Source organism: Bradyrhizobium sp. CCBAU 051011 (assembly GCF_009930815.1).
Taxonomy (GTDB): Bacteria; Pseudomonadota; Alphaproteobacteria; order Rhizobiales; family Xanthobacteraceae; genus Bradyrhizobium.
Genome location: NZ_CP022222.1, coordinates 605,492 through 629,738, shown reverse-complemented (window position 1 = coordinate 629,738; position 24,247 = coordinate 605,492). Strand labels below are relative to the sequence as shown.

The window sequence follows — 24,247 nt, the reverse complement described above, 5'->3', positions numbered from 1 at the left end:
AAATCGAAGAGGGCGCAGGGAAGGCCGGGTGCCCATGACACCCGCAGTCGTGCGCACAGGGGTGCACACGGCGGACTGCAGGTGCGCCGGAACACCCGGCCTTCCCTGCGCAATGGTTTTAACGGTTTATAGCGCGCTCTTCCCGGAGCCGAATTCCTTTGGCCTCCGTCGCTGACGAATTGACGATCGATCGAAGCCCGGTTGTGACAGATCAATCTCCGCCAGCTTGACACCAGCCACGGGTGCCAGAACCACACGCCTTTGCCGTCCGCGGCTTCCCCCGCCAGAATGTTTCGATTGGCCCGCATGCTGCCAAATCAAAGTTCTGGCGAAGGCGTTTAAGCGCCGTTCGTCGCGCACCGTTCGATCGCTCACAGGACAAAGCCCGCCCTGCGATTACTGGCGCGCCCGACGCTGCCGCGTCCACCGCATCCCGCGCCCAACGTCCGTGACGATCGCGATACGCCCCTCCAGCGGGTGCGGGATGGCGGGAGTTGTAGGAGTGATTTGGGGTAATCGCGAAGCGGAATATTTTTGCAAGGACGACTGGACCAAGCCATGCCTGATTTGCCTGACAAGCCACGCAATCTCTAGTGGTTCTTTCACGAGCTGAGGCACAGGCGTTAGCAGCAATCGCTCTGCAGGTACGGCAATCGCTCTGGCGCGGTCGCTGCTCCGATCCGATAGATCATCACAGTGCCCAAATCCAACCGGACGGAGAAAAAAGATGATCTGGAAAAGCATCGTCAGCCCCCGTGCGATCGCACCCGCTTGTGCGCGCTGGACCGCAATATCTGGTTTTGCCCGCAAGACGGCCGAGACAGCTTCCGACTTCGCCAGCGTCGCTCACAACCTGGTTATGGACGTACGCGATAGCTACCGGCCCGAGCTGCACTACATGCGGGGCCCCGGCCCGAAATGGCGCGCCAAGCATCGGCCCTGGCCAAGATCCCGGTGATGGAGGCCGGCCACGCGCTCTGGAGGGCACATTGGCCAACGCCTCTGTGCCGGCGACGGACAGAGCTATTCGGCGTAGGCGACCCAGCCTCTGATGCTCAATCCTGCATAGAACAGGCTAGCATTCGAAAATCCGGCAAGGCGGAGCATGGCCACGTCTTCTTCGGGCGACAGGATTGTTAGTCCGTTGCTGATTGCTTGGCGGGCTCTCTTGGCATCGGCCGGTTCTAATCCATTCGACAGGCCATACGCGACATGACGGTCTATCCATATCGACCGCTCAGGCTCAGTTTGCGGGAAGCTGAGATGGACCAGGACGAAGGGTGCACCGACTCTCAACCGACGCCGCATTTGCTTTAAGGTTTCGAGGCGTTGGTCATGAGGGATGAAATGGAAAGTCAAAATGGATGTGGCAGCATCGAAAGGCCCGCCGGGAGCGTCGTCAATGTAGCCTCGATGAAACCGCATGCGTGCAGCGTCCGGCCCCGCCACTTGAACGGCCAGACGAAGCATTTCGCTGGAGGGATCCACCCCGTCGAATGACCATCCTGGATGCGCTTCCGCCATCGCCTTGAGCTCCTGGCCGCCCCCAGCACCCAAGACCAGCACGCGGCCATCCTGTGGGGTTCGCTCTGCGAGTAGCAGTGACACCATGCGGTGCAAGCTCGAATAACCAGGAACTTGTCGTGGTGGGCCTTCAGCGTAAGAGCTGGCGGCGCGTGCGTCAAAGACAGAAGGTTTCACGCCGCGCCTCCGTGAATTTTCTCCACGTCGAGAGCGTCACGGCGTTGTTTAACCCGCAATTGAAGGTCGGCGTTGAGCTTGGAAAGGGTTATTTCGCCAAACCGGGTCATCAGCCTCTGCTCAGCCTCCAGGAAGGCCTGGTTCAGGTTGGCGTTGACGGCTTTCTCCACCAAACAGTCCGGCGCGTCGGATCGATTGCCGAAGGCAAACAAGGCCGGCTTGCCGAGCGCCAGGTAAATGTCGAGCATCGTCACCTTCGAAAGATCGCAAGCAAGCGTCCAGCCGCCGCCATGCCCTTTCTCGGACTGAACAAATCCTCGATCGCGTAGACCAGCCATTGTCCGACGAAGCACAACAGGATTGGTGCGCATAGCCTTCGCAAGAACCTCCGAGGTTGCGGGTGTATCTTGTCGGGCCATGTGCAGAAGGACGTGGAGCACGTCCGATAAACGACTGTCTCTTCTCATGTAACATATGTTGTTACATGATGGATTGAGTGTCAAGCTGTCCGACAGACCGCTGGTGACGCGGATGCTCAACATTGAAGTCGGGCAAATACGAATGTCCGGAAAGGGTCCCAAATGCCGGCGTCGGCTATGGGGCCAAAGGCGGAAGTCGTCGATCACTTCGGCTCACAACCGACCTATCCACCACCGCCCGTCTTGCCGAGGTACTTTGCAGGCGAGCGAGCGTCGCAATGGCACCTGGAAGCACATCATGACGACCCCGGCACCCCAGTGTCGCGCTGTAAGATGCTGCCAGAGTGCAGTCTGCTCCCGTAGGTTCCCCAACTCCGCTCAGAGCCGAAGCCAACTGTTCTTATCGTAACCGGCAACCTGCATCCTAGTCCCCGAAAGATGATCGCCATTAGCGACCTTTACCGGCCCAGCGGGTTGCGGTAGTGAGTGAATGTTGCATCCAAGAGGTAATTTCCAAGCCAGCACAATGAAGGTCGATTTGGTATCGCCGCAGCACAGACAACGCAGCCGCCAAAGACATTGCAGGAGAGCTGCGCGTTCTGCTGAGAGAAGGAGTCCCCGGTGATGGGGCGTCCTGCCAATGGCGGTAATCGTCTCCTAGCTGCATTGCCGCCGGCGGACCTCGCGTTGCTCAGCCCTCATCTCCAGAAGGTCTCGCTTGAACAGGATGCCGTGGTCGTGCGATCGGGAGATCGACGCGAGCATGTTTACTTTCCCCACAGCGGGGCCATTTCCTTCATGCTCGACATGCCGAACGGAGCAACGATTGCAACCGCGGTTATCGGGCGCGAGGGAGCCCTTGGCGCTCTATCGGTCCTGGGGCCCTCCCGTTCTTCCGTGACCGCGGTCGTGCGGGTAGGCGGCACCGCATCCCAGATTTCCGTATCGCGGTTTCACGCTGCCTACATGAGAAGCAGCGCCATCAGAGACGTGGTTCAGGCGCACACGGGGTGGATTCTATCGCAGCTCCAGCACGTCGCAGCCTGTAATGGGTTGCACCCGGTCGAGACCCGCCTGGCCCGTTGGCTGCTTGAGCTGCACGATCGCAGCGAGGGCCCCATCATGTCAGTCACGCAGGAAACGCTTTCGCAATTGCTTGGAGTGCGACGAACGACCGTGACACAGATGGTTGCCAAACTCCGTGCCGTTGGTGCTATCAGATCCGATCGGCGGGGCTTGATCGAAATTGACAGGCCGCGGCTCGAGGAAGCTACCTGCGAATGCTATAGCATCATGCGCCATGAGACCGATCGGATCCTCCCGAATGAAGCCGAGACGCCGCGCCTGCATTTTCCGTCAGCCGGCAAGTCTCACGGTGGATGATCGTTTCGAGTTTGGGGCTTGCTGGACTGGGCGTATCGGCCGTGTCTGCCGCGATTGTCGCGAGGCGCTGAGAACCGGTGACGCCGGAGGCGCGGAAATTCACGAAGGGGTTGGGCGTGCTTTCAAAACTCAAAATCTGGCCACAGGCGCCATGAAAAGCGTCAGCGGACAGTTCGCGAACGCCTCCACGGCAATTGCCGACCTAGCCGCCAGTCTTGCTAACCGCGCCGCAGCGGCCGCTGATCTGGGCCGCATTCTCGATATCATAGAAATGGTTCCGGGCGTAAGTTTCGACAAACCCGAGCTCGATGCCGACTATCTCAATACGTTGCTGGCTGCGGTGCAGATGGGCCAGCTTACGCTGGCCGTGCATTACCGCCAGCAAACCGAAGCCAGCGTCGTGCGCTTGCATCCCATCGCACCTGCGCAGGCCAATGCACTAGCCGGCTCGGACAATAAGTTCTCCTCAAAGATCCTGGTCGACGGTGAAAGCGACAAACCTGCCATCCAGATGCTGATGAACACGGAGCATTTGGCGGAAAACTATCGGCAAGTTTCCGCCGATACGCTGATCAACGCATTGGCCTTCCCGATCGAAAATGTCAAAGGCGGTTTCATCATCGCCAAACCGTTTCGTGCGATCGCGCGACCCATCGCAGGCTGGCTGCTCAACATTATTTTCGACCAGGGCGAAAAATTGCACCGGCGCTTCCTCGGCAATCGCGGCAAAGATCAACCCCAACTACCTTCGCCACCTGCGGACGAGGAACAAACCGACGCGCCGCGTGCAAGGACGTCGGAAGGTGGCGACGTCCAAGCTCGGGGCTCCGATCGAACCATCGGCAACCAGCCGCGGAATGATAGCGCGAATTGAATGAGCACAGTTGAGAGCAGCGCACCATTGATCACTGCCAGCGCCAAACCGAATTCGGTTAGACGTCGCTGAGGAGAGGCGCCTTCCGCAATGGGTCAAAAGGCGCGGTCGGAGTTGGTCTGCGCCACTTCCGTTGTGCCCGCGATAACGGATATGGACGATCTTGCTCGTCACGTCCGAAACGGCCAAAAGCGATCGTTCGTTGCTCTGACCGCATGGCGGATGAAGCGTGCTAGGTCGTCAACGCACGGAACAGACGCCATTTGTCGGGCACGCCTTTGAGAATGTGACGGCCGCGCTCTTCAAACGTCAATCCGGAGCCTGCGACGAGATCGCGAACCGTCTGTGAGACCAGAACTTCACCCGGGGCCGCCAGCGCCGCGACACGCGCGCCAATATGCACGGCAATACCAACAATATCGTGAGCGACGAATTCGCACTCGCCGGTATGCAAACCGCAACGGACCTTCAGATCGAGGGGGCGCACCGCATCGCCGATTGCGCTGGCGCAACGCACGGCGCGCGCAGGACCGTCGAACGTGGCCAGGAAACCGTCGCCGGCGGTGTTGACTTCGCGACCTCGATATTGGCCGAGCACGCCCCGAGCTTTGGCATAGAACGCGTCGAGCAGCACGTGCCAAGCGCCGTCGCCGAGTGCGGAGGCGCGTTCCGTCGATCCCGCGATGTCGACGAAGAGCACTGTCGCAAGCACCCGGTCCGGCTCCGCTATTTGCCGATGCCCGGTGACGAACTCTTCGACCTCGTTGATAATTGCATCCTGATCGCCAACCCAGGCCACATGATCCTGACCGCTGAGCTCAATCAGTTTTGCGCCAGGAATATGCTGCGCCATGTAGCGCGCATGCCTGACGTCAAGCACGCGCTCATCGGTGCGATGCAAAATCAGGGTCGGTACACGCGTAACGGGCAGGATATCCCTGACATCGATCTCCCGGTTCATGCGCAAGACCGCAGATGCCGCGCCGGGGCTTGCTGAGGCCCTGAAGTAGGCGGCGATTTGCTCAAGTGCCTGCTTGTTGCCGGTAAGGCTAGGCGCCCACATCAGCAAACTCATTGCATCTGCCGAGCCCCAGTGGCGCTCAATGTCGTCGAGGAAAGTGCTCCATTGCGCATCGGTCCATGCGAATGTGTAGTCAGGCGCCCACGAGCGTCGCGCATAGGTGCCATAGAGCACCAGAGCCGACGTGCGCTCGGGATATGTCGCTGCATAGAGCAGCGACATCGGACCGCCCTCGGACACGCCAAACAAGGTGGCCCGCTGGGAGCCAACCTGGTCAAGCACGGCCTGCACGTCGTGCATCCGCTGTTCAAGCGTGAAGATCTGGGAGCCGCGATCAGACATTCCGGTGCCGCGCTTGTCGAACGTGATGACCCGCGCAAACGTCGCAAGCTTGCGAAAAAAGGCGGCGCGCGCCGGCGATTGCCAAAGCGCTTCAACATTCGAGACAAAGCCCGGGACGAACAGCAGGTCGCGCGGACCGTCGCCAATCACCTGATAGGCAATATGGACGTCGTCACTTCTGACGTAGTGAGTGGCCGGGATGTCAGCCATGTTGGCCTACTGCGTGACAAACCGCGCGGCGCGATTTTCGCACCTCATTGCGCGTCGGGCCAGCGAAATCCGGTAGAAAATTTTGGCGGGCTCGACTCCCGCCCACCCTTGGGTACCGCAGCGGTCAGGGGAACCCAAGGCGATGCAACGTGCGGCCGCGATGTCCGCTTATGCTTCATGGAGCGGTCGGCTCGTCAGCTTTGTAAAGTTGCTGATACATGAGGTGCAACCTGGCTCTCATTCATGTCTTTCGCCGGCCGTGCAACCGATGTAGCCTGATCAGGAGCTGCAGAGCGGGACGTGCCGAAGTCCCTTTTATTTAGCCGCAGCGCTCATGCCGTCGGCGGGCGCGCATCAGAATTAAACTGACATCTGAATGTATGCGGGTCCCGTGCGGCTCCGCAGGGCTTCGCATCCCAACAGTTCGGGGAGGCCGCAATGAACGTTCCGCGCCGTCAATTCCTGCATCTGGCAGTGGCCGCTTCCACGCTCCCAATATCATCTCGGTTCGCTTTCGCGCAGAGTTACCCGACCCGACCGGTGCATCTGCTCGAAGGCTTTGGCGCCGGCGGGGCGCCCGACGTCGTCGCGCGATTGATCGGTCAATCGCTGTCGGAGCGACTTGGACAGTCATTTGTCATCGAGAACCGCAGCGGCGCTACCGGCAACATCGCGGCTGAGGCGGTCGTGCGAGCAGCGCCGGACGGTTACACGCTGCTGTTGGTCGGCGCAGGAAATGCGATAAATGCGACAATGTTCAAGCTTAGCTTCGACGTCATCCGCGACATCGCGCCGATCGCAAGTATCGTTCGTGTGCCCCTGGTCATGGAGGTTCACCCGTCGGTTCCCGCCAAGACAGTCGCGGAGTTCATCGCCTACGCGAAGGCCAATCCCGGCAAGGTCAATATGGCGTCAGCGGGGATCGGATCGCTGCCCCACGTGGCGGGCGAAATGTTCAAAACGATGGCCGGCCTCGATCTCTTTCACGTGCCCTATCGGGGTGCGCAGGTATTTCCTGCCCTTCTCACCGGGGAAGCGCAGGTCTATTTTGGCCCGCTGCTCTCATCGATCGAATATATCAGGGCCGGCAGTTTTCGCGCCCTGGCGGTGACGACAGCGGCGCGCTCGCCGATATTGCCGGACGTTCCAGCTTTGGGCGAAACCTTGCCCGGTTACGAGGCAAGTGCATGGTTCGGCATTGGCGGTCCAAAACGCACGCCGGAAGAAGTCATCGAAAAACTGAACAGGGAAATCAACGTCAGCATCGCCGATCCAAAATTCCAGGCGCGGCTTGCCAATCTGGGCGGCACAGCTCTTGGCGGGTCGTCCGCTGACTTCGGCAAGCTGATCGCTGACGAAGTCAAGAAGTGGAGCAGGGTGATTTTGGCGGCCGATATGAAACGGGAGTGAACAGCAGGGGGCTGCGCACCCGCCTCTGTCGCGAAACAGGCGCGACATCGGACCAGGGGATCACCGGTTCGCGTTGCCGACAAGAGGGCACTTGCTCGCCGAGAGCGGCCACACGGTCTCCTCGGGAGGAATTTTGCGGAGGATCTCGAAATAGTCCCAGGGATGCTTCGAGTCCGAAGGCTTCTTCACCCGGACGAGATACATGGTGCGGGTGATGCGGCCGTCCTCGCGGATAACAGCGTCTTCGGAGAAGACGTCCTCGATCGGAATGCTCCGCATCGCGGCCGCGACCTGTTCGGCATCGTCGGTGCCGGCGCGAGCGACGGCCTTGAGATAGTGGCGCGCCGCGCCGTAGACGCCGGCGTGCAGCATCGAAGGCATCATGCCGGTCTTCGCCATGAACTGCTTCGACCATGCGCGCGTCGCGTCATTCATGTCCCAGTAGGATGACGTCGTCAGGTACGTGCCTTGCGCAGCCTTGAGCCCGAGCGCGTGCACGTCCTGAAGAAACAGGATCAGTGCAGCGAGACTCTGCCCGCCCTGCACCAGCCCGAACTCGCCTGCCTGCCGCATCGCGGTGACGGTGTCGTTGCCGGCATTGGCGAGGCCGACCACCTTGGCGCCCGAGGCTTGCGCGCTCAGCAGAAATGACGAGAAGTCCGATGTGTTGAGCGGATGGCGCGCGGCGCCCAGCACCTTGCCGCCGGCCGCAGTGATGACCCCGGTCGCATCGTTCTGGAGCTGATGTCCGAATGCGTAGTCCGACGCCAGGAAGAACCAGGACGTGCCGCCGTTCTTGACGACGGCAGAGGCGGTCCCGTGCGACACCGCATAGGTGTCGTAGGTCCAGTGGAAGCCGAAAGGAGAGCACTGCTCATTGGTCAATGCGGTCGTGCCGGCGCCGGAATAGAGAACGATCCGTTTCTTCTCGCGCGCCAGACCCTGGATCGCGAGCGCGACGCCCGAATTCGGCACGTCCACGATGGTATCGACGCCTTCGACATCGAACCAGCGGCGGGCGATCGCCGAGCCGACATCCGCCTTGTGCTGATGATCGGCCGAGATGACCTCCACCGGCTTGCCGAGGATCGTGCCACCGATCTCCCGCACGGCCATCTCGGCGGCGACCAGCGAACCCTTGCCGGTGATGTCGGCGGTGACGCCCGCCATGTCGGTCAAGACGCCGATCCGGATGACATCGCCACTGATCTGGGCCTGAGCTGCGAGGGGAAGCATCAGAACGAGAAGCGCACTGCCGAGGACATTCCATCTCATTCCTTGTTTCCTCTAATCCGTGTATTTCGCGTGATCGGCGTCAGCGCTCGACCGCATCGAGCCAGGCAAGGACGATTGCGGCGAGTTCATCGCTGTTGTCTTCGATCATCATCATGTGGCCATTGCCGTTGATGCCGCGGTCCGGAAGCCAGACGAATTCGGCGCCGAGATAGGCGGCGGTTCGCTCGTCGACCTCGCGCGGATGGCGCGGATCAGATTCCCCGGTCACGATCAGGATAGGCGTGCCGCGCAGGTTCTTCGGATCATCGATCTTGAGCCCGCGGCCCCCGATGTTGAAACGTTCGTTGAGGATGCGTGGGCTTTCCGGCACGATCGAAGCGCAATAGCGTTCGAATGCGGGCTTTGGGAAACGCGGCGCGTTCGCCCAGGAGGCGGCGGCAAAATCGGCGCTCAGCCATACCGGCCTGTCTTCGGCCGCATAGACCGGACGGCCGGCGCTTGCATCGTCGTGCAGCGCAAGGATGGCGGCCGGATTCTCCGGCAGATCCCTCAGCAGATTGGCCGGCGGGCCGGGCGCGATACCGACAACCGCGCTGACAAGGTCGGGCCGCCGCTCTGCCATCCACCAGGCCATCGGGCCGCTCGCCGAATGCACGAGGAGCACGGCCGGGCCGATCTCCTCCAGGAGCGCCAGCAGCGATGTCGCGACATCTTCAGTTCCAAGCCGCGGGAAGTCCGGCCGCTGTGGCGAGCGGCCATGGCCCGGCCAGTCCGGCACGAACACCTGCCGGCCCGCGGCCGCGAAGCGATCCGCCCATCCGACCCTCAGATCAGGCGTTGCCAGATAACAACTGCCGGTGTGGCCGCCGCCGTGCACCGCCACGATCGGAAGTTTGCCCGCGCCGTGAGGCGGCCGCACGTGATCGACATAGACCGGATGCGCTTGCGTGCCCGAGTAGAAGCACCGGGATCCGTGTCCATCCAACGCGCCCATGATCTTCCGCCGAGCCGGCTCCCTGTTATCCCGATCTTCCACGGCCAGCGCCGGCCGTTCCTGTGGGTTGGCCGCGATTTAAGATGACGCGAATCGGAAAAGCAAATAGAAAGTCACATATGAGACCAATAAAGTCACATATGAGACCATTCGGGAAAGCCGACAGGGGCAGAGCGTCCGCGCGAATGGCGCAGGAACGGGAGGCGAACGCGATCGCCGCCGTGCGTGGCGGCACCGAGATCAAGATCGCCTACAAGATGGGCTATGTGCTGAACTTCTACCGGGAGCCGTCGTTTCGGAAGATCGAGATGGAGCTTGGCCTGACCCGGCCGGAGATCGTCACCCTGATCTTCCTGAATTTCCGCGAGGGCGTCACCGCGAGCGACATCTGCGAGTTCTCGGGCCACCTCAAGGCCAATATCAGCCGCGGGATCATTGCGCTGGAGAAGAAGAAGCTGTTACGCCGCGATGCCGACAGGTCAGACAATCGCCGGCAGCTATTGTTCATGACGCCGGCCGGCCGGGCGCTTTACGCGCAATACATCCCGGCTTTGCGCGAGCGGGAGCAGGCGATGCTGGCTTGCCTGACGCGGGCCGAGCGCAGGGAATTCGAACGGCTCCTCGACAAGCTTGCAGATCATGTGCCGCACTGGGCCGCTCTCGACGAGCTGTAACGCTGAGGCTCCAGCGAGGAATGGAAGGCGTCGATCTTCGACGGTCTGCCCGCGCCTGGCGCGTGCCGAACACGAAATGCACAGCCGTCCATTGCGCGAAGCAGGCCCGAGCGATCCTACTTGCCCGCGTTCCATATGTCGGTGGCAAGCTTCCAGTCGTTTCCGACCTTTTCCCAGACAACAACATACTTTCCGGTCACTTCCTGCGGTGTCGCTCCCTTGGTCTTCAGGACGAACGTGCCGATCTCGCGTGCCGCCGAAGGACCAAGCGGCTTGACGTCGACGGTTGTGAGCTTCGGATCGCCAACCTGTTCCGCCATGCCTTTCCACATTACCTCGATGGCTGGCCGGCCCTGCACCATCGCAGAATCGGGCGGCAATGCAGTCGCATCAGTGGTGTAGAGCGACGCAATCCCGGAGAAGTCGCCCTTGTTGAAGTACTCCATGAATTTCGTGTTGATTGCTTCAATCTCGGCCTTCTGAGCCGAAGCCGGCACGGTCAACGAGATCACGAATGCAATCACCAGGGCTATGCTGCGCATGATCATCTCCAACCAATGTACGATGCGAATGCAGGGGCGGTGGTTGTCCTGACTCGAAGTGGATGCAGTGACTGCCGCATCCCAGACCGGGTTTGGTGGAACAGCAACTCCGGGGAACTACCGTCAGCAGCATTGACGAACCGGAGCAGCGCGGCGTCTTTGCGGTATTTTTTTCGTTCCAGGTGCGGTTCAGTTCACGGGTTGCAGCGAGGGAACCGTTGCTGTCGGCGCCTTGCGCCCAGACAATGCCACGAACTTGAACAAGCCTGTTGCAGCTTCGCGCATCACGCAAAGCGATCCAAATCGATTTGCTCGAACCCAGGGGTGGGACATGAAGTATATGACCGGATTCCTCGCGGCAATTCTGCTGATGCTAAATGCGTCAGAGGCAAGTTCTGCAGTACGCATTACGAATGATCGAGGCGGTCGGATCGCGACTTACATCGTCAAGTATCAGCGCCTGGCCTCATCGGGCGAATCCGTGATCATCGACGGTCTGTGCGCCTCGGCATGCACCATGGTGCTCAGCGCGCTCCCTCACGACAGGATCTGCGTAACCTCGCGCGCGACGCTCGGCTTCCATGCGGCCTGGAATTTCGGCCCCAATGGTCGTGCCTTCACCGATCCCGAAGCAACCGTGATGCTGTACTCGACCTATCCGACACCGGTGCGCCGCTGGATCGCTCGCAGGGGCGGTCTCAGTCCTCACACTATCTTTCTGAGCGGAAGGCCGCTGCAGCAGATGTATCGACCGTGCTGAAGCAATCCATGCTTCCACGTGTGGTGAGATGGATTGCTTCGCGGAGCCTGTCATCGGGGCGCGCATTCGTGCGACCCGTTGGCTCGCAATTGTGCATGTTCACTAATTCGCTGATTGGATCGCTCCTCTGGAGGACGATCCGATGCGCGACAATAGCTACGACCGGACGATTGAACGCAACTATCTGCAGAAGTGGCGGTTTCTGATCCCGGAATATGAGGCGGTGAAGGCTGGTCGATCCCCGCTGTTCAAGCGGGTCGGCGACTTCTACCGCCATCACGGGACCTGCTCGCAGACCTTCCGCAAGTATTACAATCGCTATCTGCAGAGCGGTGAGGAAGCGGACCTGCTGCCGCGCCGGCGCGGGCCCAAATGGCGGGAACGGCGCGAGCCGGAGGGGATCGAGGCGGAGATCGTCGCCCACCGCAGGCGGGGGATGAACCGCTACGAGATTCATGCCGTCTTGCGTGAGAAGCGCGACACGGTACCTTCGCCCGTAACGATCTACCGGGTGCTGAGACGCTACCAGCTGAACCGCCGCACGGTGGCGATGCGTGAGGAGAAACGTCGCATTATCAAGGACAAGCTCGGGGAGCTGGGCCACGTCGATCTGCATCAATTGCCGCGCGATATGTTCCTCGCGCCACCCCCGGTCACGGCCTACATCATCAGCCTGATCGACAGCTGCTCGCGGCTGGCCTGGGCCGAGGTCCTGACGTCCAAGAAGGCGCTGCCGGTCATGTTCAAGACCCTGAAGATGATCAACACCCTCAACGTCACCTATGGGCTCGTCTTCCAGGAAATCCTGTCCGACAACGGCGCCGAGTTCGCCGCCCGCACCAAGCCGGACGAGCATCCGTTCGAGGCCATGCTGCTCGAGCTTGGCATCAAACACCGCTACTCCAGGCCCTATCGACCGCAGACCAATGGCAAGGTCGAACGCTTCTGGCGCACCCTCGACGAGGACGTTATCGAGGGCGCCACCTTCGACAATCTCGATCACTTTGCCAACGAACTGTTCGAGTACCTAATCTACTACAACAACCACAGGCCCCATCAGGCCTTGGCGGGGCAAACTCCCAAGGCCTTCGCCGCTACCAAGACCACTGCGATCCAATCAGCGAATTAGTGAACATCGACAGCAATGACGGCTATTGACGAGAGAGGCAGCTACCGCTTCTTCCACCCGCCCCGATGCCCAGGCGCGCCGCCGCTCGACCGCGGCGCCGGGCCGAACTCCGGCCCTGACTGTCGCGAGTCGGTCGGCTGGAAGATCTTGCTGCCGCCGCCGAGCTCCGGCTTGCGCGGCTTGGTGGCGTCGGGGCGATAGGGCAGGGATTCCGGGCCGTGCATTTCGTCAAGGTGGGGTTTGTGGACTTTGGAACTGGCGGGACTCGGGGAGGGCGCGCCGCTGCGGCTGGATTTTAGGGCGGCCTGCACGCCTTTCTTTTTCATCGCGCTCACCGGCAAGTTCGCGGATTCGCCATACTTCTTCGTTCCCGCATACGCGCCGGCCTGTTTCTGCACATTCCGCTGCTTGGCGGTGGGGTCGTCGACGACAGCCATTTCCGTGGCGCGGAGGCGTTTGACTTCGTCGCGGAGTCTTGCCGCTTCCTCGAAATTTAGATCGGCGGCGGCTTCGCGCATCCTGGTTTCGAGATCGTTGAGCACCGCCTCGAAATTGTGGCCGATGCTGATGACGTCGTCCGCCATGCCGCCGTCGCCGATTTCGACCAGCACGTGGTCGCGCTCGTAGACGGAGTTGAGGATGTCGCCGATCGACTTCTTCACGCTCTCCGGCGTGATGCCGTTGGCCTCATTGTACTCGACCTGCTTTTCGCGGCGGCGGTTGGTCTCGGCAATGGCGCGCTCCATCGAGCCGGTCATCTGGTCGGCATAGAGGATCACCTTGCCGTCGACGTTGCGCGCGGCGCGGCCGATGGTCTGGATCAACGAGGTCTCGCTGCGCAGAAAACCTTCCTTGTCGGCGTCGAGGATCGCGACCAATGCGCATTCCGGAATGTCGAGGCCCTCGCGCAAGAGGTTGATGCCGACCAGCGCGTCGAAGGCGCCGAGGCGGAGGTCGCGGATGATCTCGATGCGCTCGATGGTGTCGATATCGCTGTGCATGTAGCGAACGCGGATGCCCTGCTCGTGCAGATATTCGGTGAGGTCCTCCGCCATGCGTTTGGTCAGCACGGTGATCAGCGAGCGATAGCCGGCCGCTGCGGTGGCGCGGACTTCGCCGACGAGGTCGTCGACCTGGGTGCGGGCGGGGCGAATATCGACCGGCGGATCGATCAGGCCGGTCGGGCGGATCACCTGCTCGACGAACACGCCGCCGCTTTCGTTCAGCTCCCAGCCGCTCGGCGTCGCGGAGACCGCGATCGATTGCGGGCGCATCATGTCCCATTCCTCGAACCGCAGCGGACGGTTGTCCATGCAGGAGGGCAGGCGGAAACCGTATTCGGCGAGCGTCGCCTTACGGCGGAAGTCGCCGCGGAACATGCCGCCGATCTGCGGCACGGTGACGTGGCTCTCGTCGGCGAACACCAGCGCGTTGTCGGGCACGTATTCGAACAGCGTCGGCGGCGGCTCGCCGGGGCGGCGTCCGGTGAGGTAACGCGAATAGTTTTCGATGCCGGCGCAGCTACCGGTCGCTTCCATCATTTCGAGGTCGAAGGTGGTGCGCTGCTCCAGCCGCTGCGCTTCCAGCAGGCGGCCCTGGTTGTTGAGTTCATCGAGCCGCTGTTTCAGCTCGGACTTGATCGACTTGATCGCCTGCACCAGCGTCGGGCGCGGCGTCACATAGTGCGAGTTGGCGTAGATCTTGATGAATTCGAGATCGTCCTGCTTGTGGCCGGTGAGCGGATCGAATTCTTCGATATTTTCCACGGTGTCGCCGAACAGGTTCACGCGCCAGGCGCGGTCCTCATAGTGCGCCGGGAAGATGTCGATGACGTCGCCACGCACGCGAAACGTGCCGCGGGTAAAGTCGGCTTGTGTGCGCTTGTACTGCAGCGCCACGAGATCGGCGATCAATTGCCGCTGGTCGATGCGCTCGCCCTTCTTCAGCGCAAACGTCATCGCGGTGTAGGTCTCGACCGAGCCGATACCGTAGATGCAGGACACGGAGGCGACGATGATGACGTCGTCGCGCTCCAAGAGCGCACGCGTCGCCGAGTGGCGCATGCGGTCGATCTGCTCGTTGATCGAGGAATCTTTTTCGATGTAGGTGTCGGTGCGCGGGACGTAGGCTTCGGGCTGGTAGTAGTCGTAGTACGAGACAAAGTACTCGACCGCGTTGTCGGGGAAGAAGTTCTTGAACTCGCCATAGAGCTGGGCCGCCAGCGTCTTGTTCGGCGCCAGGATGATGGCGGGGCGCTGTGTCGCCTCGATCACCTTGGCCATGGTGTAGGTCTTGCCCGAGCCGGTGACGCCCAGCAGTACCTGGGTGCGGTCGTTGCGGTTGATGCCCTCGACCAGTTCGGCGATCGCGGTCGGCTGGTCGCCCTTCGGCTGGTATTCGGACTTGATCTCGAAGCGCACGCCGCCTTCGGATTTCTCCGGGCGCGGCGGCCGGTGCGGCGTCCACACCTTCATCGAGCCGTCGTCCTTGCGGAATTCCGGACGGCCGTCGCGGATCAGGTTTTCCAGCGCGTCGGCGGTGGCCTTGACGCCGAGCGCTTCCATCTTGTTGCGCGGCGGGCGGGCGAGGGCTTCGTCGTCGTCTTCCGCGGTGGGCAGGCCGAGCTGGCGCGCGAGTTCGGGGTCGAGCGTGGGGATGGTCGCCGAGGTGCCGTAGTTGGCTTGCGGGGCTTCGTCGAGGCCCTGTGTGGCATCGCGTTTGGCAACGTCGTCGCTCGTCCCCTTGGTCGAGGCCCGCGCGCGATGCGCCGCCGCCTCGCCGCCGGCGCGGCGGTCCCAGGAATTGTCGGGCGGCGGCTGCAGGCCGGTGCCCGAGCCCATGCCGGCATCGCCGCGGTTGAGCGCGGGATTGAGCAGTTCCGCCAGCGCCGGCCCGATCGGCTGAACGTCCGGCCGGTGCGCCTTGGATTTCGGGGATTTGCCGGGCTTTTTGGGAGTGTCGGGTTTCTTCGCCATGCGGCGAATATGGGACGAGTCAGCCAGCGAGAAAAGGGCAAACGGCCGCGCAAAAGCGTGCGCTTCCGCCTGTCAGCAGATGTCAGCAAGATCAGGAACCGCGCAATCTTAAACGAGCAGGTCGTTGGTGTCTTTTCTGACCGACGCCGCCTTGATGATATCCAGATGGATCCCGCCGCAGCGCGTGCAGCGCATGGTCCAGTATTCGGCGCCGGCGCGGCCGGGGATGATGCGCAGCACGGAGAGCGGCGCGCTGCAATCCGGACAGGTCGAGAGCACCGGCGTCGCCTGCAGCGTCTGCTCGGCAGTGGGGACGGCCAGTCGGCCGACCAGGGTTAGGTCCGGCTTTCCGCCGGCGTTGCCGGGCGCACGGCGAACCGCGGGCCGAAGCGGTCGATATGGGCCTTCGCATCCGCGATCGCCGCTTCCGGATCCGACCACGCGAAACCGACTTCGAGGGTCGGAAACGCCATGCCATCGATCACCACCGGTTCCTGATCGGCCCGTTGAATCCTGGCGTGCCATAGCCCTCTCCCTGCCTCGAACGACTGTATTTCAAAGCCGCCATAGATCATGGTGCGACCCCCGGAATTGCCCATGGCGCGACAACAGCACGGCGCGGCGAGATGAGATGTGAAGGGGTTCACATCTGATGGCGTTTTTCGGTGAGTTCCCCGGATGCGGCGGTCCACTCCCTCTTCCGCAGGCGGGGAGAGGTTGGATGAGGTCCTTCACCGGTATCCCAGAATATGATCCGCCAGCACCGCGGCGTCGTCGCCGACGCCTGACAGGAACGAGGAGTTCATCTTCGAGAGCCATTGCAGGCCGAGGAAATACAGGCCGGGCACCGGAGAGATGCCATTGCGGTGAACCGCCTCGCCGCGTGCATCCGTTACCGGGATATCGATCCAGCTGAAATCGACGCCGTAGCCGGTGGCCCAGATGATCGAGGAGATGCCTTCGGCGGCAAGGTCGAGCCGGGTGAGCGGCGCGGTGACGCTGGGTGGGTCGGGAAGCGTGGCCCGGGCGCCGGTCTCTTCCGGCAAATCGAGGTGGCGCCGTTTGACATATTCATCGACGGTGTCGAGGAAGGTGGTGTAGGCGATGTCGCCTTCGTGCAGCGCCTTGTCGAGACCCGGCGCGATCTCGATCACGCTGCCAACGGCGGTGTCGAGATGGCCGACGAGGATCATGCCGCGGGCGGCGAAGTCGCGGAAATCGATGCTGCGGCCGCCATAGGCTCCGGAAATCACCGGGCCGAGGCGCGCGGGCCCGCGCTCCTCCGGCGTGATCTGGTCGAACTGCATTTCGGCGAGCCACCAGATCAGGTCGCGGCCGCGGTAGCGGCGCGGCAGGCGGCGGTGCCGGCCGACCGAGAGATAGACGCGGCGGCCGGCTTCGAGCAATTCCTCTGCGATCTGCGCACCGGACGCGCCGGCGCCGGCCACCAGCACCGCACCCGGCGGAAGCTGTTCGGGATTCTTGTAGGCGGAGGCGTGAACCTGAAACACCGGCAGATCGCGCAGCAGGTCCGGGATGACATTGCGCTGATAGGGACCGGTGGCGACGACGACATTGCGCGCCTCGATCGTGCCGTCCGTGGTCTCGGCGAGAAAGCGCCCGTCCTCGCGCTGCGACAGTCGCGTCACCTCGACGCCGCAGCGGATCGGCGGCGCGACGAAAGCGGCATAGGCCTCGATGAATCGGATGATGTCGGCAGTGTCCGAAAACCCGTCCGGATCACTGTGCGGAAACGGAAACTCCGGCAGCCGCACCGACCAGTTGGGAAACTGGAATTTCAACCCGTCCCAGCGTTCGCTGCGCCAGCGTTCGGCGATGCGGTGGCGCTCGACCACCAGATGCGCAAGCCCGCGCTGCTTGAGGCGGTGGCTCATCACCAGCCCGGCCTGGCCGCCGCCGATGACGAGCGTCTTTATGGTTTCATCCGGCATGTCTCTGGCCCCTGCGGCGCGTGGCGGGTTCTGCCGCCGCGCGAACAATCCAGCGCCGGAACGCGGCGAAATCGCGTTGCCCTGTGCTGAACCCCCGATAGACCAGATACCAGCGCATGCCTTTCGGCACGCTTAACGCAAAGGGGGCGATCAGCCGGCCGGCGGCGAGGTCGTCGTCGATATAGGGCCGGATGCCCATGGCGACGCCGAGGCCGTCGACCGCGGCCTGCAGCGCCTGGCCGTAAAACTCGAATTCCGGCCCGCGGGCGGTGATGCGGGCGGTGCCGGCGGCCTCGAGCCATGCCGGCCAGTCGTCGGGCGAATGGGCCACCCGCAGCAGGGTCGGCCCCTTCAGCTCGGACGGGCGCTTGAGCGCGTTGGCCAGCCGCGGCGCGCACACCGGCAGCAGGTCGGCGGCGAACAGGGGCTCGGCGATCAGGCCGGGCCAATCGCCGCCGCCAAGCTTGATGCCGCAGCTCCAGTCCTCGCCGAACGGCACCGCGGCGCCGCCGGTGGTGATGCGGACGTCAATATCGGGTTCTTCCTTGCGGAAGTCCGCCAGCCGCGGGATCAGCCATCTCATCGCAAAGGTCGGCCCGACGCCGATGGTCAGCACGCGCACGCTTGAGGGCGCCGTCACCTGCGCGGTCAGGCTCGCCAGCGCATCGAAGATCGGTGTCAGCCCGCTCTGGTAGGCGCGGCCGGCCGCCGTGGTGACGAGGCGGTTGGCCTTGCGCTCGAACAGCGCCACCCCAAGCCGCTCCTCCAGCAGATGCACCATCCGGCTGACCGCCGCGGCTGATACGTTGAGCTCGGCGCCGGCCGCGGCGAAGCTGCCGCTGCGCGCCGCCGCTTCGAACGCCTTGATGCCGTTGAGAAAGAGCAGCCGCCGCACATAACCCTCAGGAAAACTGATGCCAGAGCAAGATAACTCAGTTTGCGCAGGCGCGACAAGCGAGGCACAAGATGGGTACAAGAGCCTGGGTTGAATCGGTGCGGCCGGTTTCAACCTCGCCCCGCTCTTCGCGGGGGAGAGGTCGGCGCGTAGCGCCGGGTGAGGGGCTGCTTCCGCGAGTCCAACTGTGAGCGAGTTCGCGGAGACAGCCCCTCACCCCGACCTTCTCCCCGCAAGAGGCGGGGAGAGGGAGAAGGGGCAACGCGTTTTCAAGATCGGGCCCAGCCTGCGCAGGAGACTTCGCGTGACGCCGCTGATGATTGCAGCCCTCGGTGCCCTGATGGTCGCGACGGCGTTTCTGTCGGGGCTGTTCGGCATGGCCGGCGGGATGATCCTGATCGGCGTGCTGCTGGTGCTGATGCCGCTACCCACCGCGATGGTGCTGCATGCGATCACGCAGATGGCGTCCAACGGCTGGCGCGCGTTCCTGTGGCGGGCGCATATCCGGTGGCGGCCGGTGTTCGTCTATCTGATCGGCTGCGCGCTCGCGCTCGGCGCCTGGTCGCTCGCCCGCTACGTGCCGGACAAGCCCATTGCATTGTTGCTGCTCGGGGCGACGCCGTTCATGGCGCGGCTGATGCCGAAGAATCTGAAGCCCAATCCCGACAGCATTGCGCAGGGGTCGTTCTACGGCTTCATCTGCATGGGGCTGATGTTGATGACCGGCGTCTCCGGTCCCTTGATGGACACGTTCTTTCTCGGCGGCAATTTCGGCCGCCGCGAGGTGGTCGCCACCAAGGCGACCTGCCAGGTCGCGAGCCATCTTACCAAACTGATCTATTTCGGCGGCATCGTCGACCAGGCGGCAACCCTCGATCCGGTGCTGGCAGCGGTTGCCATTGCCGCCTCGATGCTCGGCACCACGCTGGCGCGGCGCATCCTGGAAGCGATGAGCGATGCGCAGTTTCGCACCTGGGCGAACCGGCTGATCACGACGGTGGCCGGCTATTACATCCTGTACGGCGGCTGGCTGCTGTTCACGCGCAACAGTGCGCTGGCGTTCTGAGTTGGACCGCTTCTGACGCGGAGGCGCTGATGCGCGAGACGACGGATCCCCTGGTTCTCGATCTCGTCGAATGGATCGCGCGCGAGCCGAGGCTTTATTCCGAGGTGATCGAGACCTGGCGCACCTCATGCCCACGCCTGACGATCTGGGAGGACGCGGTCGATCGCGGCTATGTCGCGCGCCAGCCGGTGGCAGGCGAGGGCGTGCGGATTGCAATTACCCCGCGCGGCGAGCAGTTCTTGCGCGACAACCGGCGCGGCCGCTGATTCCCGAGGACTGCCGGTCACACAAGTTTTCGTGAATGTGGGCGCGGCAACATGCGGCCGCCCTCCGATCGCCTATTCAGTTTGACATCGTAAGGTTGCGGGGAGCCATTGCGATCTCTGCAATCAGTAATTGCACCTGACCAAATATTGCGCCGGCGCGAGGCAAGGGAGTTTGTCATGCCGAATATTGCGGATATGAAATGGTTCAAGGAGAATTTTCACGCTGAAGTCGAACGCGCGGTCGCGGGAACGCCGTTCACGCTGGATCTCTTGGTCGCGCTGGCCTGTCAGGAGACCGGCGATGTCTGGCCGATCCTGCGCAGGAAGCCGGACCTGACACTGGACCGCATCCTCGCGCTTTGCGTCGGCGACACGATCGATTTCAAGCCGCCCAACAAGGGCCGCAAGGCATTTCCGAGGAACAAGGCTCACTTGCTGTCGGTCCCGAGAGGCGACAAGATGTTCGCCATCGCCCGCCAGGCGCTGGTGGAGATGGGACAGCTCATTCCGGGATTCCCGGTGTCGAACCCGAACAAGTTCTGCCGCGGCTTCGGCATGTTCCAGCTCGATCTGCAATTCTTCAAGGAAGATCCGGACTACTTTCTCGAGAAGCGCTACGAGAAGTTCAGCGAAACGCTCGGCAAGTGCATCGGCGAACTAACCGACAAGGCGAAGAAGATCGGCCTGCTCAACAAGCCGTCGCTGTCAGACATGCAGCTGACGGCGGTCGCGATCGCCTACAACACCGGCAACTTCATCCCGAGAAAGGGCCTCAAGCAGGGCCATTTCGACGGCCATAAATTCTACGGCGAGCATATTTTCGACTTCATCCGCATGGCGCACACCGTCCCGGTGCCGGGCGGCTCGTCGGTATTGCCACCCCCGCCGCCCAACAGCGCCATCGTGCCGCCGCCGACGCCGGTCGAGGCCACAGGGCCGCTCCTCGTGGTCAAGACGCAGCTCACTCCGTTACGCGTGCGCCGCGAGCCGAAGATCAGTTCGCCGGCGACCAGGAATGTGATCGCGCAACTGCCGGACGGTCATGCGGTGCGTGCCGTCACGGGCACCCCGGTGAAGAAGTTCATCGAGATCGAAACCAGCCTGGCCGGCGCGCATATCCGCGGCTTCGCCTCGGCGGAATTCCTTGCTCCGGCGCCGGCCGACGTGACCGAGATCCCGGCGGTGGCGTTGATGATGGACGCGCCCGTGAGCGGCATCGTCGAAGTCATCATGCCGCGCCGGCGGGGCCTGATCACCAGGCGGACGGAGATCGCGGGCGCCCATTCGCTCAACGAGCCCGACGTGCCGACCCGCAAGGGCCAGACTCCCGAGGAACTGCGGAGCAGCCTTAACGCGATCATCGACTATCTCGCTTCCGACAAGGCAGCGCACAAGCGCTACAAGCCGCGCAGCGGCCTGACCTTCTGCAACATCTATGCGCACGACTACTGTATCCTGGCCGGCGTGTACCTGCCGCGGGTGTGGTGGACGCCCGGCGCCATCGAGCGCCTGGCGCGAGGCGAAAAGGTCGAGCCGCTGATCGACAACACCATCATGGAGATGCGCGCCAACGCCCTGTTCCGCTGGCTGCGCGACTTCGGGCCGCGCTTCGGCTGGCGTCAGACCAGCACGCTGACCAAGCTGCAGCAGGAGGCGAATATCGGTGCGGTCGGCCTGATCGTGGCGCGCCGGAAGCAGGACGGCAAATCGGGCCATATCGTCGCCGTGGTGCCGGAAACCAATGACGATCGTGCGACGCGTAACGCCGCGGGCGAAGTCACCAAGCCGCTGCAAAGCCAGGCCGGAGCCAGGAATTTCCGCCGCGGCACCGGTACGCTCAACTGGTGGAAAGGCGATCAGTTCGCCGAAAGTGCGTTCTGGCTGCACGCCTGAGCCGAACGGATCACGCCTCGCCGCGAAGCGAAAGCGCGGCGAAGCGGAGTTCCTCTTCTGCGTTTGACGATCCGGGAAGATGCAGTCGATTGCGGCTATTTCCTTTCGGCCTCCGTCTTCAAGAAAAACTCCTTGAGGCCTTTCGTGGCCTCCAATTGCTGCTTCGCCAGCGGATCATTTGGACTGGCCTTCAACGCCTGCTCAAGATCCGCGATTGCGTGATCGAAATTCTGGCCTGCAGGTTCCTTCGACAGCCAGATCTCACCGCGTTTAGTGTAAGCCCGGGCATTGTTCGGCTCGGCTTTTACTGCTGCGTCGTAGTCGGCAAACGCGAGTTCAACCTTCTGGTCGCGCTGATAAAGCTGGCCGCGTTGAATGTAGGCTTCCGCATATTTCGGGTTCAGTGCGATCGTCCGGCCAAAATCCAGGATGGCTTCGGCATAGTTCCGTTCCTTCGCCCGAAACATGCCGCGTACAAAATATGCCAGGGCATCATTCGGATCGAGTTCTATCGCCCGATTGAAGTCACTGATTGCCCGGGCATTGTCGTTTCTCGCGGACAACATCGCGCCGCGTGTCCGATAGGCCATGGCGTAGCCCGGATCGATCGATATCGCCTTTTCGACGTCGGCCAATGCTCCGTCCCTGTCCTGTTTCTGCATCCGGGCGGATCCGCGATGATGGAAGGCGATCGCATTTGCGGGATCAAGCGCGATCGCGAAATCGAATGCAGCGATCGCCTCGTCCGGCTTTCGTGCCGCGAGTGCCTCCCGTCCTCGCGTGACAAGGTCATCCACTCTGGATTGGAGCGATTCAGTTGCGCTGACGGGTGTTGACACAAACATCATTCCAGTCAGGCCGGCAAATAACACGAAACTGATGGCGCGGCTGATCCTCATTGGGGATGTCCTCCAGGTGATCAAATAGCTCGATAATCCTACCAGCGACATCGTTAATGCAGGGGTTGCTGATCGCCGGACTCATCAGGCAACGGACCAAAGCAACGCCAATGGTTAAGTGGACATCACTGAAGCGGCAGCAAATCGCCGTTTGGGCTGATCGTCTGTTGTCGCGTGGGTGGTCATCACTTTCGCGCGCGCGGTGCCAATGCCATTGACTTGAGCGCGTGATCCGCCCAAATTCATGCAGTCGCATCTTTCTTGCGAAAACAACAAATCAATGCACGGTAGGATCGCCGCATGATCGACCTTCATTATTGGACCACGCCGAACGGCCACAAGATCACGATGTTCCTCGAAGAGACCGGGCTTCCCTACAAGATCTTTCCGGTCAACATCGGCAAGGGCGAGCAGTTCAAACCGGAGTTTCTGGCGATTGCGCCGAACAACCGCATTCCGGCGATGGTCGATCACGAACCGAAGGGCGGCGGCAAGCCGGTCTCGATCTTCGAGTCCGGTGCGATGCTGTTGTATCTCGCCGAGAAGACCGGAAAATTCCTGCCCGCCGATCTCTACGGCCGCTATGACGCGATTCAGTGGACGTTCTGGCAGATGGGCGGGCTCGGGCCGATGGCCGGACAGAACCATCACTTCAGAAATTACGCGGTCGAAAAAATCAAATACGCTATCGACCGCTACGTGAACGAGACCAACCGGCTCTACGGCGTGCTGAACAAGCGCCTGTCGGATCGCGAATTCATCGCCGGCGATTATTCGATCGCTGATATGGCGAGCTATCCCTGGATCGTGCCGTACAAGAACCAGGACCAGAACATCGACGACTTCCCGCACCTGAAGCGCTGGCTGGAAACCATCCGCGCGCGGCCCGCGACCGAGCGCGCCTACGCCAAGGCGCAAGAGGTCAATCCGAATTTCGGCCAGCCGGTGAACCGCACCGAGGAGGAGCGCAGAATCCTGTTCGGCCAGACCGCGGCGGTGGTGCGATAAGCAGGGGCGCGCGGCGACGCAGTCATGGACATGCGGGGCCCGGCCCGCGTGTCCTTTCCCGGCCCGATAGGCCGGGGATTCACCGGATATCCATCCCAAAGACGCATAGGCAATATCGGCGAATCGGGGCGAGAATTGCCCCCGAACGCCCAACTTTTGCCGGGCTCGGGCGTTGTCAAACTGCAGGAACCATTCTTTCGGAGACGATTGTGGACACCACACTGAAGTTGAAGCCGCGCCCGACCAACGTGGCGTTGATCGCCTGGCAGTTCACCGGACAGCCGCTGCACGAATGGCCGACCTGGGTACAATCCACTTGCTCGCTGCAGCGAAGTGAGGACGGGCACCTCGAGCTTCGACATGAAAGACAAAGCGGGACGCAGATCGTGTATCTGGAGGAGTGGCTGGTGCGGGATCTCGATGGCGGTGTGTGCTCTTACACCGAAGCCGAGTTGCGCAAAGAGTTCGACATCGCGCCACGTCAGTGAAGTTGCTCACACAAATCGAAAAATAAACCGCTGGCACCACGCTCCGATTGGTCACAATCTGCGGATGGGTTTTGCTGATTGAACCCTCTCGAGGGGTATCGAGCTAATTT

At 62.3% G+C, this 24,247-nt stretch carries 23 protein-coding genes; 11 read left to right on the top strand and 12 right to left on the bottom strand.

Annotation, left to right across the window (positions count from 1 at the left end):
* Positions 1-1,023: 1,023 nt before the first annotated feature.
* Entirely contained in the window at positions 1,024-1,701 is a 678-nt protein-coding gene (locus ACH79_RS03025; RefSeq protein ID WP_246738405.1) for a class I SAM-dependent methyltransferase, read from the bottom strand.
* Positions 1,698-2,120: an Rrf2 family transcriptional regulator gene (locus ACH79_RS03020; protein WP_371419444.1), complete on the bottom strand. Its 423-nt coding sequence runs from the start codon at positions 2,118-2,120 to the stop codon at positions 1,698-1,700. The genes ACH79_RS03025 and ACH79_RS03020 overlap by 4 nt, the downstream gene beginning before the upstream one ends.
* A 624-nt stretch (positions 2,121-2,744) precedes the next feature.
* On the opposite strand from ACH79_RS03020, the gene ACH79_RS03015 reads away from it, so the two are divergent.
* Positions 2,745-3,503 (top strand): Crp/Fnr family transcriptional regulator, encoded by a 759-nt coding sequence (locus ACH79_RS03015; protein ID WP_161849698.1) that lies wholly within the window; start codon positions 2,745-2,747, stop codon positions 3,501-3,503.
* On the top strand, positions 3,445-4,377 hold the full coding sequence (locus ACH79_RS03010; RefSeq protein WP_161849697.1) for a hypothetical protein: 933 nt from the start codon (positions 3,445-3,447) through the stop codon (positions 4,375-4,377). The genes ACH79_RS03015 and ACH79_RS03010 overlap by 59 nt, the downstream gene beginning before the upstream one ends.
* Positions 4,378-4,609: 232 nt before the next feature.
* Here ACH79_RS03010 and ACH79_RS03005 read toward each other — a convergent pair whose 3' ends face one another.
* Positions 4,610-5,950, bottom strand: a complete 1,341-nt coding sequence (locus ACH79_RS03005; RefSeq protein ID WP_161849696.1) for an adenylate/guanylate cyclase domain-containing protein — start codon at positions 5,948-5,950, stop codon at positions 4,610-4,612.
* A gap of 438 nt (positions 5,951-6,388) precedes the next feature.
* Between ACH79_RS03005 and ACH79_RS03000 the strand changes: the two genes are divergently transcribed.
* Complete coding sequence (locus ACH79_RS03000; RefSeq protein ID WP_161849695.1) at positions 6,389-7,360, top strand: tripartite tricarboxylate transporter substrate binding protein; 972 nt, start codon at positions 6,389-6,391, stop codon at positions 7,358-7,360.
* A 60-nt stretch (positions 7,361-7,420) separates the two neighbouring features.
* Here the strand turns inward: ACH79_RS03000 and ACH79_RS02995 are convergent, their stop codons facing one another.
* Both ACH79_RS02995 and ACH79_RS02990 read right to left on the bottom strand, forming a co-directional pair.
* A complete protein-coding gene (locus ACH79_RS02995) occupies positions 7,421-8,635 on the bottom strand; it encodes an ABC transporter substrate-binding protein (RefSeq protein ID WP_161849694.1) in 1,215 nt (404 codons plus the stop codon).
* Between the two features lie 40 nt (positions 8,636-8,675).
* Positions 8,676-9,590 (bottom strand): alpha/beta fold hydrolase, encoded by a 915-nt coding sequence (locus tag ACH79_RS02990; RefSeq protein ID WP_161849693.1) that lies wholly within the window; start codon positions 9,588-9,590, stop codon positions 8,676-8,678.
* Positions 9,591-9,775: 185 nt separating this feature from the next.
* On the opposite strand from ACH79_RS02990, the gene ACH79_RS02985 reads away from it, so the two are divergent.
* Positions 9,776-10,264 (top strand): MarR family winged helix-turn-helix transcriptional regulator, encoded by a 489-nt coding sequence (locus ACH79_RS02985; protein WP_246738404.1) that lies wholly within the window; start codon positions 9,776-9,778, stop codon positions 10,262-10,264.
* A gap of 116 nt (positions 10,265-10,380) precedes the next feature.
* On the opposite strand, the gene ACH79_RS02980 is transcribed toward ACH79_RS02985, so the two are convergent.
* The gene (locus tag ACH79_RS02980; RefSeq protein ID WP_161849692.1) at positions 10,381-10,806 is read right to left on the bottom strand and encodes an SgcJ/EcaC family oxidoreductase; all 426 of its coding nucleotides are present in this window, start codon (positions 10,804-10,806) and stop codon (positions 10,381-10,383) included.
* A 331-nt stretch (positions 10,807-11,137) separates the two neighbouring features.
* Here ACH79_RS02980 and ACH79_RS02975 point away from each other — a divergent pair, with 331 nt between their 5' ends.
* Positions 11,138-11,566 (top strand): hypothetical protein, encoded by a 429-nt coding sequence (locus tag ACH79_RS02975; RefSeq protein ID WP_161849691.1) that lies wholly within the window; start codon positions 11,138-11,140, stop codon positions 11,564-11,566.
* A gap of 142 nt (positions 11,567-11,708) precedes the next feature.
* Positions 11,709-12,695, top strand: coding sequence for an integrase core domain-containing protein (locus ACH79_RS02970; RefSeq protein WP_161849690.1), 987 nt, complete (start codon positions 11,709-11,711; stop codon positions 12,693-12,695).
* Between the two features lie 41 nt (positions 12,696-12,736).
* Here ACH79_RS02970 and uvrB read toward each other — a convergent pair whose 3' ends face one another.
* From uvrB to ACH79_RS02945, 5 genes are all read right to left on the bottom strand, one after another.
* Positions 12,737-15,670, bottom strand: coding sequence for an excinuclease ABC subunit UvrB (gene uvrB, locus ACH79_RS02965; protein ID WP_161849689.1), 2,934 nt, complete (start codon positions 15,668-15,670; stop codon positions 12,737-12,739).
* A gap of 108 nt (positions 15,671-15,778) precedes the next feature.
* Positions 15,779-15,949 (bottom strand): hypothetical protein, encoded by a 171-nt coding sequence (locus ACH79_RS02960; RefSeq protein WP_371419354.1) that lies wholly within the window; start codon positions 15,947-15,949, stop codon positions 15,779-15,781.
* Between the two features lie 56 nt (positions 15,950-16,005).
* Entirely contained in the window at positions 16,006-16,245 is a 240-nt protein-coding gene (locus tag ACH79_RS02955; RefSeq protein WP_161849688.1) for a hypothetical protein, read from the bottom strand.
* A 156-nt stretch (positions 16,246-16,401) separates the two neighbouring features.
* On the bottom strand, positions 16,402-17,622 hold the full coding sequence (locus tag ACH79_RS02950; RefSeq protein WP_161849687.1) for an NAD(P)-binding domain-containing protein: 1,221 nt from the start codon (positions 17,620-17,622) through the stop codon (positions 16,402-16,404).
* Positions 17,612-18,517: a LysR substrate-binding domain-containing protein gene (locus tag ACH79_RS02945; protein ID WP_161849686.1), complete on the bottom strand. Its 906-nt coding sequence runs from the start codon at positions 18,515-18,517 to the stop codon at positions 17,612-17,614. Before ACH79_RS02945 ends, ACH79_RS02950 begins: the two co-directional genes overlap by 11 nt.
* A gap of 304 nt (positions 18,518-18,821) precedes the next feature.
* On the opposite strand from ACH79_RS02945, the gene ACH79_RS02940 reads away from it, so the two are divergent.
* The 3 genes from ACH79_RS02940 (at position 18,822) to ACH79_RS02930 (ending at position 21,742) form a co-directional block, all read left to right on the top strand.
* The gene (locus tag ACH79_RS02940) at positions 18,822-19,583 is read left to right on the top strand and encodes a sulfite exporter TauE/SafE family protein (protein WP_161849685.1); all 762 of its coding nucleotides are present in this window, start codon (positions 18,822-18,824) and stop codon (positions 19,581-19,583) included.
* A gap of 29 nt (positions 19,584-19,612) precedes the next feature.
* Entirely contained in the window at positions 19,613-19,849 is a 237-nt protein-coding gene (locus ACH79_RS02935) for a hypothetical protein (protein ID WP_161849684.1), read from the top strand.
* A gap of 177 nt (positions 19,850-20,026) precedes the next feature.
* Entirely contained in the window at positions 20,027-21,742 is a 1,716-nt protein-coding gene (locus ACH79_RS02930) for a hypothetical protein (RefSeq protein WP_161849683.1), read from the top strand.
* A gap of 95 nt (positions 21,743-21,837) precedes the next feature.
* Here the strand turns inward: ACH79_RS02930 and ACH79_RS02925 are convergent, their stop codons facing one another.
* Complete coding sequence (locus ACH79_RS02925) at positions 21,838-22,641, bottom strand: tetratricopeptide repeat protein (RefSeq protein WP_161849682.1); 804 nt, start codon at positions 22,639-22,641, stop codon at positions 21,838-21,840.
* Between the two features lie 300 nt (positions 22,642-22,941).
* Between ACH79_RS02925 and ACH79_RS02920 the strand changes: the two genes are divergently transcribed.
* Together ACH79_RS02920 and ACH79_RS02915 are read left to right on the top strand one after the other, a co-directional pair.
* Positions 22,942-23,649: a glutathione binding-like protein gene (locus ACH79_RS02920; protein ID WP_161849681.1), complete on the top strand. Its 708-nt coding sequence runs from the start codon at positions 22,942-22,944 to the stop codon at positions 23,647-23,649.
* Between the two features lie 209 nt (positions 23,650-23,858).
* Positions 23,859-24,137, top strand: coding sequence for a hypothetical protein (locus ACH79_RS02915; RefSeq protein ID WP_161849680.1), 279 nt, complete (start codon positions 23,859-23,861; stop codon positions 24,135-24,137).
* Positions 24,138-24,247: the final 110 nt, after the last annotated feature.

Coding starts and splice junctions, on each gene's coding strand:
- ACH79_RS03020 (WP_371419444.1), bottom strand. CDS start 2,120: ATGGCCCGACAAGATACACCCGCAACCTCGGAGGTTCTTGCGAAGGCT.
- ACH79_RS03015 (WP_161849698.1), top strand. CDS start 2,745: ATGGGGCGTCCTGCCAATGGCGGTAATCGTCTCCTAGCTGCATTGCCG.
- ACH79_RS03010 (WP_161849697.1), top strand. CDS start 3,445: ATGAAGCCGAGACGCCGCGCCTGCATTTTCCGTCAGCCGGCAAGTCTC.
- ACH79_RS03005 (WP_161849696.1), bottom strand. CDS start 5,950: ATGGCTGACATCCCGGCCACTCACTACGTCAGAAGTGACGACGTCCAT.
- ACH79_RS03000 (WP_161849695.1), top strand. CDS start 6,389: ATGAACGTTCCGCGCCGTCAATTCCTGCATCTGGCAGTGGCCGCTTCC.
- ACH79_RS02995 (WP_161849694.1), bottom strand. CDS start 8,635: ATGAGATGGAATGTCCTCGGCAGTGCGCTTCTCGTTCTGATGCTTCCC.
- ACH79_RS02990 (WP_161849693.1), bottom strand. CDS start 9,590: ATGGGCGCGTTGGATGGACACGGATCCCGGTGCTTCTACTCGGGCACG.
- ACH79_RS02985 (WP_246738404.1), top strand. CDS start 9,776: ATGGCGCAGGAACGGGAGGCGAACGCGATCGCCGCCGTGCGTGGCGGC.
- ACH79_RS02980 (WP_161849692.1), bottom strand. CDS start 10,806: ATGCGCAGCATAGCCCTGGTGATTGCATTCGTGATCTCGTTGACCGTG.
- ACH79_RS02975 (WP_161849691.1), top strand. CDS start 11,138: ATGAAGTATATGACCGGATTCCTCGCGGCAATTCTGCTGATGCTAAAT.
- ACH79_RS02970 (WP_161849690.1), top strand. CDS start 11,709: ATGCGCGACAATAGCTACGACCGGACGATTGAACGCAACTATCTGCAG.
- uvrB (WP_161849689.1), bottom strand. CDS start 15,670: ATGGCGAAGAAACCCGACACTCCCAAAAAGCCCGGCAAATCCCCGAAA.
- ACH79_RS02955 (WP_161849688.1), bottom strand. CDS start 16,245: ATGATCTATGGCGGCTTTGAAATACAGTCGTTCGAGGCAGGGAGAGGG.
- ACH79_RS02950 (WP_161849687.1), bottom strand. CDS start 17,622: ATGCCGGATGAAACCATAAAGACGCTCGTCATCGGCGGCGGCCAGGCC.
- ACH79_RS02935 (WP_161849684.1), top strand. CDS start 19,613: ATGCGCGAGACGACGGATCCCCTGGTTCTCGATCTCGTCGAATGGATC.
- ACH79_RS02930 (WP_161849683.1), top strand. CDS start 20,027: ATGCCGAATATTGCGGATATGAAATGGTTCAAGGAGAATTTTCACGCT.
- ACH79_RS02925 (WP_161849682.1), bottom strand. CDS start 22,641: ATGAGGATCAGCCGCGCCATCAGTTTCGTGTTATTTGCCGGCCTGACT.
- ACH79_RS02920 (WP_161849681.1), top strand. CDS start 22,942: ATGATCGACCTTCATTATTGGACCACGCCGAACGGCCACAAGATCACG.